This window comes from Halorubrum sp. CGM5_25_10-8B (assembly GCF_005435095.1).
GTDB lineage: Archaea > Halobacteriota > Halobacteria > Halobacteriales > Haloferacaceae > Halorubrum > Halorubrum ezzemoulense.
On the sequence record NZ_SGTY01000008.1, the window covers coordinates 1 to 15,764 of the forward strand.

Annotated in this window: 15 protein-coding genes; 10 read left to right on the forward strand and 5 right to left on the reverse strand. The window is 70.5% G+C overall.

The features are described from left to right. Positions 1–658: 658 nt before the first annotated feature. The 8 genes from EXE51_RS08740 to EXE51_RS08775 all read left to right on the forward strand — a co-directional run bounded on the left by EXE51_RS08740 (position 659) and on the right by EXE51_RS08775 (position 7,724). On the forward strand, positions 659–1,405 hold the full coding sequence (locus EXE51_RS08740; RefSeq protein WP_137692525.1) for an AAA family ATPase: 747 nt from the start codon (positions 659–661) through the stop codon (positions 1,403–1,405). Positions 1,406–1,510: 105 nt separating this feature from the next. Next, positions 1,511–1,795, forward strand: coding sequence for a translation initiation factor eIF-1A (locus EXE51_RS08745; RefSeq protein ID WP_049930850.1), 285 nt, complete (start codon positions 1,511–1,513; stop codon positions 1,793–1,795). A 295-nt stretch (positions 1,796–2,090) separates the two neighbouring features. Further along, the gene (gene trxA / locus EXE51_RS08750; protein WP_049930851.1) at positions 2,091–2,432 is read left to right on the forward strand and encodes a thioredoxin; all 342 of its coding nucleotides are present in this window, start codon (positions 2,091–2,093) and stop codon (positions 2,430–2,432) included. 85 nt (positions 2,433–2,517) lie between these two features. Then, complete coding sequence (locus EXE51_RS08755; protein WP_049930852.1) at positions 2,518–3,660, forward strand: aminotransferase class V-fold PLP-dependent enzyme; 1,143 nt, start codon at positions 2,518–2,520, stop codon at positions 3,658–3,660. Positions 3,661–3,765: 105 nt separating this feature from the next. Beyond that, positions 3,766–4,323, forward strand: a complete 558-nt coding sequence (locus EXE51_RS08760) for a class I SAM-dependent methyltransferase (RefSeq protein ID WP_089308591.1) — start codon at positions 3,766–3,768, stop codon at positions 4,321–4,323. A gap of 97 nt (positions 4,324–4,420) precedes the next feature. Beyond that, complete coding sequence (locus EXE51_RS08765; RefSeq protein ID WP_137692526.1) at positions 4,421–5,521, forward strand: DoxX family protein; 1,101 nt, start codon at positions 4,421–4,423, stop codon at positions 5,519–5,521. Between the two features lie 101 nt (positions 5,522–5,622). Further along, positions 5,623–6,909: a glucose-6-phosphate isomerase gene (locus tag EXE51_RS08770; protein WP_137692527.1), complete on the forward strand. Its 1,287-nt coding sequence runs from the start codon at positions 5,623–5,625 to the stop codon at positions 6,907–6,909. 80 nt (positions 6,910–6,989) lie between these two features. After that, entirely contained in the window at positions 6,990–7,724 is a 735-nt protein-coding gene (locus EXE51_RS08775) for a CPBP family intramembrane glutamic endopeptidase (protein ID WP_049930859.1), read from the forward strand. Between the two features lie 11 nt (positions 7,725–7,735). On the opposite strand, the gene EXE51_RS08780 is transcribed toward EXE51_RS08775, so the two are convergent. Further along, positions 7,736–9,031 carry a DNA double-strand break repair nuclease NurA gene (locus tag EXE51_RS08780; protein ID WP_086215374.1) on the reverse strand — a complete coding sequence of 432 codons (1,296 nt, stop codon included), beginning with the start codon at positions 9,029–9,031 and terminating at the stop codon, positions 7,736–7,738. Positions 9,032–9,369: 338 nt separating this feature from the next. On the opposite strand from EXE51_RS08780, the gene EXE51_RS08785 reads away from it, so the two are divergent. After that, a complete protein-coding gene (locus EXE51_RS08785) occupies positions 9,370–11,277 on the forward strand; it encodes a methyl-accepting chemotaxis protein (RefSeq protein ID WP_137692528.1) in 1,908 nt (635 codons plus the stop codon). A 44-nt stretch (positions 11,278–11,321) separates the two neighbouring features. On the opposite strand, the gene EXE51_RS08790 is transcribed toward EXE51_RS08785, so the two are convergent. From EXE51_RS08790 to EXE51_RS08800, 3 genes are all read right to left on the reverse strand, one after another. Beyond that, positions 11,322–11,750: a hypothetical protein gene (locus EXE51_RS08790; RefSeq protein ID WP_086219681.1), complete on the reverse strand. Its 429-nt coding sequence runs from the start codon at positions 11,748–11,750 to the stop codon at positions 11,322–11,324. A gap of 1 nt (position 11,751) precedes the next feature. Further along, the gene (locus EXE51_RS08795; RefSeq protein WP_179235266.1) at positions 11,752–12,252 is read right to left on the reverse strand and encodes a DUF2240 family protein; all 501 of its coding nucleotides are present in this window, start codon (positions 12,250–12,252) and stop codon (positions 11,752–11,754) included. A gap of 67 nt (positions 12,253–12,319) precedes the next feature. Next, complete coding sequence (locus EXE51_RS08800) at positions 12,320–13,777, reverse strand: Na+/H+ antiporter NhaC family protein (RefSeq protein ID WP_089308586.1); 1,458 nt, start codon at positions 13,775–13,777, stop codon at positions 12,320–12,322. 193 nt (positions 13,778–13,970) lie between these two features. Between EXE51_RS08800 and EXE51_RS08805 the strand changes: the two genes are divergently transcribed. After that, positions 13,971–14,954 carry a GTPase gene (locus tag EXE51_RS08805; protein WP_094495205.1) on the forward strand — a complete coding sequence of 328 codons (984 nt, stop codon included), beginning with the start codon at positions 13,971–13,973 and terminating at the stop codon, positions 14,952–14,954. A 52-nt stretch (positions 14,955–15,006) separates the two neighbouring features. Here EXE51_RS08805 and EXE51_RS08810 read toward each other — a convergent pair whose 3' ends face one another. Further along, a complete protein-coding gene (locus EXE51_RS08810; protein WP_137692529.1) occupies positions 15,007–15,750 on the reverse strand; it encodes an SIMPL domain-containing protein in 744 nt (247 codons plus the stop codon). Positions 15,751–15,764 lie beyond the last annotated feature (14 nt).

The window sequence follows — 15,764 nt, forward strand, 5'->3', positions numbered from 1 at the left end:
AGTTCCAACAGCGACGGGAACAGCATCTGAACAAACTGCGGTTTGACGAGGACGATCAAAATGAGTGAACATACTACGAGAACGGAAGAATCGCAGGACGGCACCCGGAAAACCGCCCCAACCCACTTTCTTGCGGCCGATACCACACGACGGCGGGAGTCCCGGATGTAATCACCGGACGATATAGCGACGAGTTCAGCGGAGGCAGTGCGTTACTCTGTCTAACTGAACACTGAACGAGTCATCAGACTGTGATCGCAAACCCGTCGCTCGGGGAGATTTTCTGAGCAGAGATTCTTCCCTCCGAGCATAAGTTTCCGATCCGAGGCCACCTCCGAATTCGGCTCCCGATTTGCGCTACAACTCCCGGTTGTAATCGTCGCGGTCGTGGCGGTAACCGGATTGTCACTGTACCTCTCTGTGACTATGGCCGCGGCTTTCGGCCTCCTCGTCGGAACCATCGTCGCCTTGCTCGTCGCTACTCTCGCAACGATACTCGATTAATTCCATCGGCTATCGGTGGACGACCCGGGACGGACGCTTGATCCGGCGGTACGTCGAGGGGTCCTGATCCGCCGCGAGCCGGGGGACCTCACCGCGTCGGTCGGGGGTGGCTAATGAGAAGTTTCTTTTACCTCACCCCGGAGAATAGCGGTAGATGAGTGACCGAGGCGGTCGACCGTCGGACCGAACCGAATCCCCCGCTTCGAGCGGTGAAACGGCGGGTTCCTTCGATCCGGCGTCGCCGACCTCGTCCGCCCCGGTCGCCGACGACGGCGCGTCGACCGGGCGACTGGTCGTCGTCTGCGGGCTGCCCGGCGTCGGCAAGACGACCGTCGCCGAGCGGATCGCCGACCACGTCGACGGGCGGATCCGGCGGACCGACGTGATACGCAAGCAGCTGTTCGACGACCCGGAGTACACCGACGCGGAGACCGAGGCGGTCTACGCCGAACTGCTCGCGCGCGCTCGCGACGACGTCGGCGACGGGGGCGCCGTCGTCCTCGACGCGACGTTCGCGGATGCCCGATTCCGGGCGGACGCCCGGGAGACGGCCGCCGAGGCCGCGGCCGAGTTCGACCTCGTCGAGGTCGCCTGCGACGAGGCGGTCGTCGAGCGCCGGATCGAGCGCCGAGACGGGATCAGCGACGCCGACTTCGAGATCCACCTCCACTTCAAGGAGCTGTTCGACGAGGTGGCGTCGGAGCACGTCGTCGTCGACAACTCCGGGACCGAGGCGGAGACGTTCGCGCAGGTCGACGCGGCGTTCGGCGAGCGGGCGACCGACGGTGACGCGGCCGGGTACGACGCGACCGACGGCGACGCGACCGGCGAAGGTACGGCCGTCGAAGGTTCGACCGTTGACGGAGACGATCGGTCGACCACGCTCACCGACGCGGAGTGAGTTCGGTCCGGCGCTCCGGGGCGCCGTCGTCGTGCGAACGGATCGCGTGACGGGCGCACACACGCGTCTCCAATCACTTATACGGGCGAGCGCACAACGGAAGGTATGAGCGAAGAATCCGGGCGGAAGAACCTCCGCATGCCCAACGACGACGAAGTGTTCGCCGTAGTGACAGAACACCTCGGCGGCAACCACGTCCAACTGCGCTGCGCCGACGGCGAGGAACGACTCGGCCGGATCCCCGGCCGCATGAAGTACCGCACGTGGATCAACGAGGGCGACGTGGTCCTCGCCGAGCCGTGGGACTGGCAGGACGAGAAGGCGAACGTCGAGTGGCGGTACGATGACGAGGACGCCGACCAGCTCCGCCGCGAAGGCCACATCCAGTAGCGACGCCCGACTCGTCGGGCGAGCGGACCGCCCCGGACGCGCAGTTGTGTTGTCACCGATCGATGCTCTCGCCGCTCTTCTCGATTACGCCGCGACCCGGCAGCGGGTCGTCTCGGTCCCCGAACCGGCCGGCGGAAAGATACGGTCAGTACGGCGACGGCCACCGATTCCGCCGGAATCGGGACCGATCGAGAGCGGCCGGGGCGGCCGAGTCGCTCCGGCTCATCCTCCGTAGTGTGTAGTATTGTGGTCTATATCCAAAACCATTATCAGTCCCGGGCGTGTACCCGGTGGTATGAGTTCGACAGAAGCCGCTCCCGCAGAACCGATCCAGCTGGACGACGCCGACGCGTTCGACGACCGGGTCGCCGAGAACGATGTCGTCCTCGTCGACTTCTACGCCGACTGGTGCGGTCCGTGCCGGATGATGGAGCCCGCCGTCGAGGCGGTCGCGAGCGACACCGACGCGGCGGTGCTGAAGGTCGACGTCGACGTCCACCAGGCCCTGGCCGGCGAGTACGGCGTCCAGGGGATCCCGACGCTGCTCGTGTTCGCCGACGGTGAGCCGGTCGAGCGTATGGTCGGCGCGCAGAGCGAGCAGGCGCTGACCGACGCGGTCGGCGAACACACCGCCTAAATCGGTCCGACAGGCGTCACACACTGAACACCCGAGACGCGGGACCGCGCCGGCCATCGCGGCCCGAGTCGCCGAAACCGACACCATGAGAACGATCCAACTCGACGACGACGGTATGACCCCGAGAGAGCTCCGCGCGGACGTCCCGGCCCTCGGCGACGCGGCGTACTTCAACTTCGGCGCGCACGGGCCGAGCCCGGAGTACGTCGTCGAGGCGGCCGGGTCCTTCATCGAGGAGCACGAGTACGGCTCCGCGACCACCGACCCGTACGGCCACGCGTTCGAGACGTACGACCGCGTTCGCGAGCGGATCGCGGCGTTCGTCGGCGCCGACCCCGAGGAGGTCGCGCTGACGGAGAGCACGACCGACGGGATTACCCGCGTCGCCGGCGCGATCGACTGGGAACCGGGCGACGTGGTCGTCCGGACCGATCTCGAACACCCGGCAGGCGTCCTCCCGTGGAAGCGCCTCGAACGCGAGGGCGTCGAAGTCCGCGTCCTCGAAACGGAGGCGGGCCGCGTCGACCGCGACGAGTACGCAGCGGCGGTCGCGGACGCCCGGCTCGTCTGTTTCAGCGCGATCACGTGGACCCACGGCACCCGCCTCCCCGTCGCTGACCTCGTTGCGGTCGCGAACGACGCGGGCGCGTTCACCCTCGTCGACGCGGTTCAGTCGCCCGGGCAGGGCGCGATGGACGTGAGCGAGTGGGGCGCCGACGCGGTCGCCGCGGCCGGCCACAAGTGGACGCTCGGCCCGTGGGGCGCCGGATTCCTCTACGTGGACCGCGACGCCGCGGCCGATCTCGCGCCCCACGCGGTCGGCTACCGCGGCGTCGAGGACCCGACCGGCGACGAGATCGAGTTCAAGCCGGCCGCAGGGCGCTTCGAGGTCGGGACGACGACGGCGGCGGCGCACGTCGGCCTCGTCGAGGCGCTCGACGCCATCGAGGCGGTCGGCCTCGACGCGATCGAGGCGCGGATCGAGGCGCTCACCGACCGGCTCAAGGACGGCGTCCCCGAGGATCGACTCCTCAGCCCGCGGGCGTTCGAGTCCGGGCTCGTGACGATCGACGTCGACGACCCGGAGGCGACCGTCGAGCGACTCGGCGAGCGGGACATCGTCGTCCGGTCGCTCCCGCACCCGGACGGGATCCGGGTGTCGGTCCACGCCGTCTCGACGGAGGCGGAGGTCGACCGGCTCCTCGACGCGCTGGAACCCGAGTGGTGACCGGCGGGACGGGTCGCCGTCCCGTTCCACGTCGCGGGGTCGCGTCGGCTCAGTCGCACGCGCCTCGACCGGACGCGTTTTAGTACTCGACGCGCAATACCGCCCATGGGATTCCACACGTTCGACGCCGAGCAGGCGTCGCAACTCGAGCGCCCGAGCCGCTACCGATGGGTCTCCGCGGAGGAGCTTATCGGCCCGCTGGTCGAGGTCGGCGCCGCGGTCGTCGCCGACCTCGGCAGCGGTACCGGCTTCTACACCGATGCCGTCGCCGAACACGCCGAGACCGTCTACGGCGTCGACGTCCAGTCGGAGATGCACGAGTACTACCGCGACAAGGGGCTCCCGGAGAACGTCGACCTCGTCGCGAGCGACGTCTCGGACCTCCCCCTCGCCGACGGCGAACTCGACGGGGCGTGCTCGACGATGACGTACCACGAGTTCGCGAGTCCGGACGCGATCGGCGAGCTCGCCCGCGTCCTCCGCTCCGACGGGCGGCTCGTCGTGTTCGACTGGTCGGCCGACGGCGACGGCGACCACGGGCCGCCGGTCGACGAGCGCTTCGCTGCGCGCGACGCGCGCGAAACGCTCGTCGACGCCGGGTTCGAGATCGAGCGCGCCGAGACGCGGACCGAAACGTTCGGCGTCGTCGCGCGGGCACCCTAAACGACCGTCCCGTATCTGTCCGAAACCGCCGCCACACCGTCGCATTCGAACGTTCGTGAAGAAATACCGTTAGGTGTATCCAGCCCGTACGAGGGGTATGTCCGTCCGTCACCGATCGGTAGCCGTCGCCGCGCTCGCCATGTTCGCGACGCTCGCCGCGCGACCGGCCGCGGCCCACGTCGACTACGTCACCGAGGACTCCGGCGACCCGCTCGACGCTGTGGCGTTCGTCGTCGAGGTGCTCTCGGACCCGTTCAACGCGGCGCTGTTCGCGGGGTCCGGAGCGCTCGGGCTCGTCGGCATCGCGGCGTACCTCTGGGTGCGACCGACGATCGTCGACATCGTCGTCCTCCGCGAAAAGCTCGCCGGGTACGCCGACCTCGTCCCGTGGATGCTCCGCCTCGCCGTCGGGCTCCCGCTCGTCGGCGCCGGCTTCGAGGGGTATCTCTTCGCGCCGACGCTCGCGTTCGACACCGGGGCGAGCCCGCTCCTCCGGGTGCTGTTCATCGGGCTCGGGTTCTTCACCCTCTTCGGGCTGGCGACGCGGATCACCGCGACGGTCGGCCTGCTGACGTACGCGTGGGTGTTCCTCGCGGTCGACCCCCTCGTCTTCCTCGCCGTGGAGTACGTCCCGGTGTTCCTCGCGCTGCTGATCCTCGGCGGCGGCCGCCCGAGCGCCGACGACATGCTGCTGGCGGTCGCGAGCACGCCGGGCTCGTACTACGGCCGGGTCGACCCCGTCCAGTACCTCAAGTCGTTCCTCGACGAGTCGACGGCCCCGCTGCGGCGCTACGTCCCGACGGTGCTCCGGGTCGGGATGGGCGTCTCGTTCGTCTACCTCGGCCTCATTCAGAAGCTCGCCGACCCCGCGAGCGCGCTCCAGGTTGTCGAGAAGTACGACCTCACGGCGGTAGTCCCGGTCGACCCGGGGCTGTGGGTCGTCGGCGCGGGGGTGACCGAGGTCGCCGTGGGGCTCGCGCTGATCGCGGGTTTCTTCACCCGCGGCGCGGCCGCGCTCTCGTTCGTCCTGTTCACGACGACCCTGTTCGGGCTCCCGGACGACCCCGTCCTCGCGCACGTGGCGCTGTTCGGGATGGCGTCGGCGGTGTTCACGCTCGGCTCCGGCCCGCTCGCGTTCGACTACTGGTTCGGTCGGCCGGCGCTCGACGGCGACGACTCGGCGGTCGCGGCGGACTGACCGCGACGGGTGCTCGTCCGTGACGGGCCACGACCGCGGGCGGGCGCCGCGACCGCGACCCCCCGCCGGCTTTTAAGTTACTCTCGCGCGGTGAGGGAGGTATGCGAGTGGACCTCGGCAACGCCCTGGCGACGACGCCCGGGCTCACGACGGCAACGCTGGACCGACTCGACGACCGCGTCGCGGCCGCGCACGAGCGGATCGCGGCCGGGATGGCCGACGACGAGTTCGGGTACGCCGCCCTGACGCTCCCCGAGACCGCGGACCCGGACGCGATCTACGCCGCGGTCGAGGGGTTCGACCGCCCCGAGGCGGTGCTGACGGTCGGGATCGGTGGCAGCGCGCTCGGCGCGGCGACGCTGTCGAACGCCCTCGACAGCGACGTGGACGCGTACGTCCTCGACAACGTCGACCCCGACGAGACGCGGCGCCGCCTCGCCGACCTCCCGCTCGACGACACCGTCGTCAACGTGGTGTCGAAGTCGGGGACGACCGCGGAGACGCTCGCGAACTTCCTCGTCGTCCGCGAGGCGATGGCCGACGCGGGCGTCGACTGGACCGAGCGCACCCTCGTCACGACGGGCGAGTCGGGGAACCTCCGCCGGCTGGCCGACCGCCACGACCTTCCGTCGCTCCCGGTGCCCGACGGCGTCCCCGGGCGCTTCTCGGCGCTGTCGACGGTCGGGCTCGCCGTCGCCGCGCTCCAGGGCCACGACATCGAGGCCGTCCTCGCGGGGGGCCGCGACGGGATGGACGCGCTCGCCGGGTCGCTGTACGACTCGCCCGCGTACGCCTACGGGGCGGCGACGTACGCGCTCGCGGAGCGGGGCGCGCTCACCAACGCCGTGATGCCGTACGCTGAGTCGCTGGAGACGTTCGCGGAGTGGTTCGCCCAACTGTGGGCCGAGAGCCTCGGGAAGGACGGGCTGGGGCAGACCCCGGCGCGCGCGCTCGGGGCGACCGATCAACACTCCCAGCTCCAGCTGTACCGCGCCGGGCCACCCGACAAGCTGGTGACGCTCGTCCGGCCGACAGAGCGCGCCGACGCGCCGATCCCCGAGACGGACCTCGACGGGCTCGCGTACCTCGGCGGCTCGTCGCTCGGCGGCCTGCTCGACGCCGAGTTCGAGGCGACTGAGGCGAGCCTCGCGGCCGCCGGCGTCCCCAACGTTCGGGTCGAGATCGACCGCGTCGACGAACGCGCGCTCGGCGAACTCCTGTTCGGGATGGAGGCCGCTTGCGTGCTGTACGGCGAGCTCGCGAGCGTCTCGACGTTCACCCAGCCCGCCGTCGAATGGGGCAAGAAGGCGGCCCGCGGGCTGCTCGGCGGCGGCGACTTCGAGGAGGCCGAGGCGGTCGCGGAGAAGCGCGAACTGCGAATAGACTGATCCGATCTGCGAGTGGGGACGTTGCCGGCGCCAATCCCCTTCCGGTGCGTCTAAAGCCCTTGCGAGTCGTGTTCACTGTAATGAGCGACGACCTCTCGGCCTCGGCGGTCGGCCAGCGCGTGTTCCGCGTCGCGAGCGCCCTGTTCGCGATCGTGTTCGCGCTCCTCGTCGCGAGCGCGATCACCGCGCCGGGCGCGGAGCTGGCCGCCTCCCTCGGGCTGGTGTCGGAGGGCACGACCGGCTACCAGCTCCTTCAGACGCTGCTCCAGTTCGTCGGGTTCGCGATCGCGGTCGCCGGCTACCTCGCGATCACCGACCAGTGGACGCTCGCCCGGATCTCCCGCCCTGACGCCCGCGAAGCGGCGATCATCGTCGGCGGGGGTATCGCCCTCTTCGCGTTCCAGTACGGCGCGCTGTTCGCGCTCGATCAGGTCGGCCTCTCGACCGGGCAGAATCAGGCGGTCGTCCCCGCCGGCGACCCCGTCCCGTACTACCTCGCGATGATCGCGGTGTCGCTCGCGGTGGTCGGCCCGGTCGAGGAGCTGCTGTTCCGCGGCGTCGTCCAAGGCACCGTCCGCCGCGCGTTCGACGCGGTCCCCGCGGTGCTCATCGCGAGCCTCGCGTTCGGGCTGATCCACCTCCCCTCGGTCTCGGGGACGCCGGTCGAGCAGTGGGCGTACGTCGGTATCGTGGTCGTGTTGGGGTCCGTCCTCGGCGCGTTCTACGAGTGGACGGACAACGTGGTGGTGCCGGGGCTGGTCCACGGCATCTACAACGCGGTCACCTACGCGGTGCTGCTCGCGCAGGCCCTCTGAGGGGCACCGGTTCAGTACGTCTCTTTCCCCCACCGCAGGTCGTCGTAGGTCGCCTGCTGGTCGCTGCCGAGCCGCTCCTCGAACTTCCGGCGGAGCGCCGCCTTCTCGCTGGCTGAGATGCGCGCCAGCGCGTCCGCCTTCGCGACCGGCTCCGGCGGGCCGCGGGTCGCCGCCACCTCGGCGACCACCTGCCGGGTGAGCCGTTCGCGGGTCCCCGCGTCGCGGGTGAACGCGTACGGCGCCTCCAGCTTGTAGGTCACGTCGGTCCGCGGGTCGTAGACGACCATGAACGTGGGCTCGTACAGCTCGGGGTCGAGCTCGCGGTCGACACCGAGCGCGTCGCCGTCGGCGGCCATCGGCGCGTCCGCGCCGCCGCGGCTGCGGAACCACGTGGTGAACGTGAGGTCGTCGTCGAGCCGCGCGCCGCGCTCTGCGCCCCGGTCGTCGTCGGTGAACTCTCCGTCGCCGGCGGCCCCGTACGGCTCGCGGCGCTCCAACAGCCGGGTGAACAGCGCGGTGTCGTCGGGCCACGGCGACTCGACGCCGGCGCGCGAGAGCGCGCGGACGGCGGTGCCGCTCGCGGGGTTCTTCACGAAGCCGGCCAGCGGCACGTCGCGCTCGACGAACCGCTCGACGAGGCGGACGTACTTCTCGATCACCGCGCGCGGCTTCGCCTCGCGGGCGAGCGCGCCGAGCTCCGGGTCGCGGTCGGCCCACGTGAACAGCTCCTTCGGGTAGATGGGACCGTCGAGGACGAGCAGGTCCTCCACCCGGTCGGCGTGGTCGAGCGCGTGGGTCCCCTCCGCGAGGTATAAGGCGAGCGCGTGGACGACCCGCTCCGCGTAGCGGTTCACCCGCGGGACGTGGAGGACGCGCTGCTTGGTGTGGCCCTCGTCGCGGCGCGTCCACTCGCTGTCGAAGCCGGCGGTCGAGTCGCCGGCGTGGACGGTGGCCACGATGGTGCGGTCGCGGTGGAGGTCGAGGTCGGTCGGCGAGCTCGCCATCGCCGCGTGGGCGACGTCGACGACGAGGCCGTTCTTGAACGTCGTCGGGTTGATCGTCCCCGAGTCGAGCCCGTGGACCGCCTCGAACGGGCGCTCGGCGAGCGCCACGTCGTCGATGGCGGCCCGATGGCGCTCGTGGTCGCCGAGCGCCGCGAGCACGACCCGGCCGTCGCGCCGTAGTTCGGGGAGCCACTCCCGCCAGACGCGCTCGGCGAGGTCGTCGTGGTCCGTCGCGTCCACGTCGCCGCCGATGCCGTACGCGAGCCGGGCGATGTTCTCGACGTGGATCGGATCGAGCGTCACGACCGTACGGCGGGCCGGACCAATATAAAAGGCGTCGGCCGCGCGGTCGACGACCTGGGCGCCCGGCGCGAGTTCGCTCAGCGGGGGTTCACTCGGCGGGAGTTCGCTCAGTGAAACCGGTTCCGTCCGGTGAAGTTCGTGTCACTCAATGAGTTCATTCCGCCCGCTGGGACGAACGTGTTCGATCATCGCCGAACAATCGGCAACGTCGTGGGGTAAATTGTGTCAGCGCGATATCACTCAGCGGCTTAATTACCAGCGTCTCAGGACCTGAGAGACGGTATCAGCGATAATATCTGGAGGCGACGTGTTTTTATACCGTGCGACAATCGTCGCCCATGGCAGAGACTGCGACCGGCGTGGACGCGGGGGGATCGGGCGGGCTGGCGGAGAGCGTGCGGGACGTGATCCGCTACATTCCGGACGGCACCTCGATGCCGGAGGAGATGTGGAGCCCGCGGCATCGGAACATCCTGATTTCGATCGCGGCCCAGGTGCCGCTGCTGATCGGGCTCGGCCTCTACAACGGGACGGAGTCGTTCACCGGCGCGCAGATTCCGGCGACGCCGCTGTGGATGCTCGGCGGGTTCGTCGCCGTCATCCTCGGCACCGGCGCACTGGCAAGCTGGTCGCGGCTCGGCCGCCGCCAGCGGACGGTGCTCTCCGCGTTCAGCCTCATGACCGTCTCGATGGCGATGGTCAAGCTGTCGGGCGGCTACATCGAGGCGCACTTCAGCTTCTTCGTGTTTATCGGGGTGCTCGCGCTGTACGAGGACTGGCTCCCGTTCGCCGTCGGCGTCGTGTACGTGGCGGTCGGCCACGGCGCGTTCAGCCTCATCGATTCGAGTCTCGTCTACAACCACACCGCGGCGATACAGAACCCGATCGTCTGGGGCGGCATTCACGCGGTCTTCGTCCTCGCGCTGGCCAGCGCGCTGATGGTCAACTGGTACTCGATCGAGAAGTCGCGCGAGGCGGCGCGCGAGCAGCTGGAACTGGCGGAGCGGAAGCAGGCGGAGATCCAGGACGTCGAGGCGGCGAAGGCGGAGGTCGAGGAGCGCCGGGAGGAGGTCGAGCGGCTGAACAGCCACCTCGAGACGAAGGCGGACGACTACAGCGCCGCGATGGGCCGGGCGGCAGACGGCGACCTCACGGTCCGGCTCGACGCGGAGAGCGAGAGCGAGGCGATGGCGCAGATCGGCGCGGCGTTCAACGAGATGATGGAGGACATCGACGCGGCGATGGGCGAGGTGCGGTCGTTCGCGCAGGACGTGTCGACCGCGAGCGCGGACACGGTCGACGGCGTCGAGACCGCGTCCGACCGGAGCGAGGCCGTCAGCCGGTCGGTCACGGAGATCGCCGAGGGCGCCGACGAGCAGCGCGAGATGCTGCGGCAGGTGTCCGACGAGATGAACGACCTCTCGGCGACGATCGAGGAGGTCGCCTCCTCGACCGAGACGGTCGTCTCGGTCGCCGAGCAGACCGCCGACATCGCCGACGAGGGCGAGGAGACCGCCGAGGCGGCGATCGGCCGCGTCGAGGAGTCGCGCGAGGCGCTCGACTCGGCCGCGGGGACCGTCCAGCAGCTCGACGACCGGATGGAGGACATCGGCGAGATCGTCGACCTCATCGGCGACATCGCCGAGCAGACGAACCTGCTCGCCTTGAACGCGAACATCGAGGCCGCCCGCGCGGGTGGCAGCGGCGGCGGGAGCGACGGGTTCGCGGTCGTCGCCGACGAGGTGAAGCAACTCGCGGAGGAGACGCAGGACGCCGCCACCGAGATCGAGGAGCTCATCGGCGCCACGCAGTCGCAGACCGAGGGGACCGTCGAGGCGGTCCGGAGCGCCGAGGAGAACATCGCCGCCGGGGCCGACGCCGTCGAGGACGCCGCGGACGCGTTCGCGCGGGTGTCGGAGAACGCCGCGGAGACCGACGAGGGGATCCGCGAGATCAGCCGGGCCACCGACGATCAGGCGGCCAGCACTGAGGAGACCGTCTCGATGGCCGAGGAGGTCGCGGAGATCAGCGGGTCGACCGCCGACGAGGCCGACGCGGTCGCCGAGGCCGCTGACGAGCAGCTGACCGCGATGAGCGAGGCGACGACGGCGGCCGGGTCGCTCGCGGAGCAGGCGGAGCGGCTCGGCTCGCTCGTCCGGGACTTCGACGTCTCCGGCGGCGGGACCGGTCCCGCGTCGGGCCCCGGCCCGAGCGCGGCGGTCGGCGACGGCGGCCAGCGCGAGTAGACGCGCGGCGACGAGACGTTTTTCCGCGGTTCGGCGCTGCCCGGCTATCTATCGTCCGACTCGCTCCGAACAGCTTCGAGGACCGCCAGCGCGCGCTTCACTCCCGCGCCGTCCTCCACGAACACAAGCGTCCGGGGCGGGCGGACCGCCTTCGGCCGGACGCGGAGGTCGACCTCCCTCGCCGCGTCCGCGACCGCGTCCGGGGCCGCGACCGCTTCGATCCGCGCGCGGTCCGGCTGGACGTACACCTCGGCGACGGTCGGGTCGGGGTCGGTCTCCGCGGACGCGTCCCCGTCTGGCGAGCCGTCGCGCTCGCGGACGATCCGGTACGCCAGCGCGCCGTCGGCGGTCGGCTCGACGTCGGGGTCGGCGTCGGCGACGGTCAGCCCGCGGAGCCGGCTCTCGTTCCCCGTCACCTCGGAGGCGAGGAGCTGAGCGATCCGGACGCCGTCCGCGAGTCGGTCCGTCACCATCTCACGCCGCCCCCGAGTCGTCGGCGTCGGTCAGATCGCCTCCCGCGTCGCCCGCCTCGGCGGCGAGCTCCTCGCGCACGTCGACCGCGAGGCGGTCGACCGCGACGCCCTGCTCGCGGGCGTAGAGGACCGCGGCGGCCTCGATGGTGACCGCCAGCGCCCGCTGACGCTCGTTGATCGCGGCGACGGCGCGCTGCTTCTCGACGCCCGCGGCGACGACGGCGTCGAGCGCGCTCTCGAAGGTGGACTGCTCGCGGAGGACCGACTCGTCCGGGGTGAACCCCTCCGGGACGGTCACCTCGGCCGGGTCGAACTGCGGGACCAGATCGCCGTCCTCGGACGCCAGCAGGCCGCGGCCGAGCGCGACGTCGACGAGCCGCTTCGCCTGGTCGGGCGAGAACCACTCGCGCTCCAGCGACAGCGCGACGACGAACTCCCCCTGCCCGAGCCGGTCCTGTGCCCGAGCCTTGAACGGGGCGGCGACGGCGACCTCCAGACTCATGTGAGACGAACGGCCCGGCGGGCGCGTAAACGTGTCGAACCCGGGGGCGACCGGACGATCCCGGGACTCAGTCGTCGCCGGGGGCGGCGGTCTCCGCCGGGTCGGCGTCGGCCGAGGTCGGATCCGCGTCGATCGTGAGGCCGGTCCCGGCCATAACGAACAGCACAAACGGCGAGAGGAACGCGAACAGGTAGTACGGCGCGTACTCGATGGTCGGGACGCCCGTGGCGCTCGCCATGAAGACGGCGCCCGCGTGCCACGGCATCAGGGCGCCGGTCGGCGTCCCGGCCGCTTCGACCGCGCGCGAGAGCTGGTCGGTGTCGAGGCCGAGTTCGTCGTAGGTGTTCCGGAGCGTGACGCCCGGCAGGACGATGCTCATGTACTGTTGGGCCGTGAGGGCGTTGATGAAGATCGCGGAGACACCAGTTCCGGCGACGAGCGCGCCCGGACTCCGCACGGACGAGGTGAACGCGTGGGCGATCACCGCGAGGACGCCGGTGCGCTCCAAGATGCCGCCGAGTGACAGCGCGGCGACGACGACCGTGATCGTCCACGCGGAGCCGGTGAGTCCCCCGGTCGCGAGGAGTTCGTTCACGGTCGTAGAGGCCGACTCCGGCGAGGTCCCGTACATGAATATCTCCCAGGCGGCGACGAATCCGGTCCCTTGGAGGAGGATCGTCGTGAGCGCGCCGGCGAACACGCCCGCGACGAGTGTCGGCAGCGCGGCGTACCCCCGCAGCGCCAGCCCGAAGGTGACGACGAGCGGGACGAAGGCGACGGCGGTGACCGCGTACGTCTCGGTGAGACCGCCCTGGATCGCCGCGATCTCGCCGGCGGGAATGTCGCCGCTCGTGCGGAGGCCGAGCGCGGCGAAGCCGAGGACCGCGAGACCGAAGGCGATCGCGGTGCCGGTCCGCATCCGTCGGATGTGCCCGTACAGGTCGGTGTTGGTGACGCCGGCGGCGAGGTTCGTGGTGTCGGAGAGCGGCGACTGCTTGTCGCCGGCGTACGCGCCCGAGAGGACCGCGCCGACCGTCATCGGTGCGGGGACGCCGAGCCCCGCGCCGATGCCCACGAAGGCGACGCCGAGCGTCCCGACGGTGGTCCACGAGGAACCGATGGCGAACGCGACGATCGCGGCGAGGACCGCTGCCGCGGGGAGGAACGTCGTCGGGGACAAGATCTCCAGGCCGTAGTACATCATGCTGGGGATCGTGCCGGCGCTGACCCACGTCGCGATCAGCCCGTAGATGGTGAAGATGATGAGGAGCGCCTGGAGCCCCATGACGAGGCCGTTCGCGATCCCGTCGAACAGCGCGTCCCAGTCGTAGCCGAGCCACAGGCCGAACGCGCCGACGAAGGCGATGCTCCACAACAGCGGCGGGTGCGGGTCGAGGCCGAGGACGGCCGAGCCGATTCCGAGGAACGCCACGACGGCGAGGACCGGGACCAGCGCCGCCGCGAGACTCGGGCGGCGGTCGGGATCCAGGTCGTCGTACGCCGTCGGGGTGAACGAGCGTGCCATGTCCGATTGTATTCCTTTGAAGCATAAGTATGGCTCGAAATATGCGTGTGATAGATAGCGATAGATCTTGCCGCTTACGGTGAGCGGCTTCGGCAGGCCCCGCGGCACCCGCCGCGTCCGCCCGTGTGCCGCCGTGTCGCGGCGGTCCGCGAACGGACGCTCTTATACGCGTCGGCGGCGAAGCCGGGGTAACATGATATTCGAGGGCCTCCCGACGACTCCGCGCTCCGAGGAGCTCGTCGACAAGGCGTTCTCGCGGGCGGCGCGGGCCGGGCGCGCGAAGCGCGGCCACGAGGCGCAGGAGTCGATGCTACGGACCGCCGGCAACGTGCTCTCGGACAACTTGGAGAACGTCGTCACCTCGTGGCCCGACTTCGGCTTCGACGTCGACCCGTTCTACTACGAGCTCGCGGACGCACTCGTCGACGTCGACCGCCTCCGCCAGGCGCTCTCGCAGGTGATGTGGGCGAGCCGCCAGATCGAGGACCTCCGCGACGAGTACACGACGAAGGTCCGGAACTCCGACGTGGACACCGCGCGGAAACACCGGAAGCAGGCGTTCGCCCGCATGGCGGACATCATGGACCAGATCGAAGACGACCTGCGCTACATCGGCGACTCCCGGGACCAGCTGAAGGTCCTGCCGGACGTGGACCCGGACGAGCCGGCCGTCGTCGTCGCCGGCTACCCGAACGTCGGCAAGTCGTCGTTCGTCAACCGGGTCACCCGCGCGTCGAACCAGATCGCGGAGTACCCGTTCACCACGAAGGGCGTCCAGATCGGCCACTTCGAGCGCGACCACATCCGCTACCAGATCGTCGACACGCCCGGACTCTTAGACCGGCCCGCGGACGAGCGCAACGACATCGAGCGGCAGGCGGTGAGCGCCCTCGAACACCTCGCGGACGCCGTGATCTTCGTCATCGACCCCTCCGGCGACTGCGGCTACCCGCTCGAGGTCCAGCTCGAACTCCGCGAGGAGGCCCGCGAGCTGTTCGGCGCGGCCGTGCCGCTGCTCACGGTGGCGAACAAACACGACCGCTTCGAGGGCGTCAAGGCGGAATCGGTCGACGCGACGATGAGCGTCACGGAAGACGAGAACGTCGAGGAAGTCCTCGACATGGCCGTCGACGCGGTCGGCTACGAGCCCGACCTCCCCACCCGCGACGGGGAGTAGTCGGTCGACGCGCTCGACGGTCGCGAACCGCGAAAAAAGGCTCCTCGCGGCGCTACGCCGGCGCCGCCTCGTACACGACGTTCACCGAGACGCTCACGCTCACGTCGCCGCTCTCGACGGCGGTCGCGGCCCCGGCGTCGCCGCCCGCGGCCGACTCGTACGTCTGGGCGACGTACGGCCGCGACTGCGACCGCCCGGTCGACACCTCGTAGACCCCCGAGACCTCGAGCCCGCTCGCGTCGGCGAGCGCGGCGGCGTCGGCGTCGGCGTTCGACATTGCCTGCGTGATCGCCTCCTCGCGGACCTCCCGCTCGGTCTCCTCGCTCAGCCCGAACTCGATCCGCTGGACCTCGTCCGCGCCGGCGTCGATCGCGACGTCGATCACCTCGCCGACCGCGCCGACGTCGTCGAGTTCGATCGCGTACTGGTGGACGCCCTGGTACCGCGTCCGGTTCGGGTCGTCGCGGGTCTCGTAGCTCTCCTGTACGTCGTACCGCTCCGTCCGGATCGCGTCGTCGCTGAGGCCCCACTCGGTCAGCGCCGCCCGGAGATCCTCCTCGCCCGCGGCCAGTTCGTCGCGCACGGCCGCGGCGTCCGACCCGGTCGCGGTGACCGCGACGCGGAGGGTGGCGCGGTCGGGCGCCGAGGTCGCCTCGCCCGTCGCCGTCACCTCGATGTTCCGTTCCAGTTGCGCCTCGTCGCCGTCCGTCGGGGTCGCGGTGCCCGCGAACCCCGCACAGCCGGCCAACGCGACGAGGGCCGCGATGCCAACGATCGCTGTCAGTCGCCTGTTCATATGCGCTTAGTCGG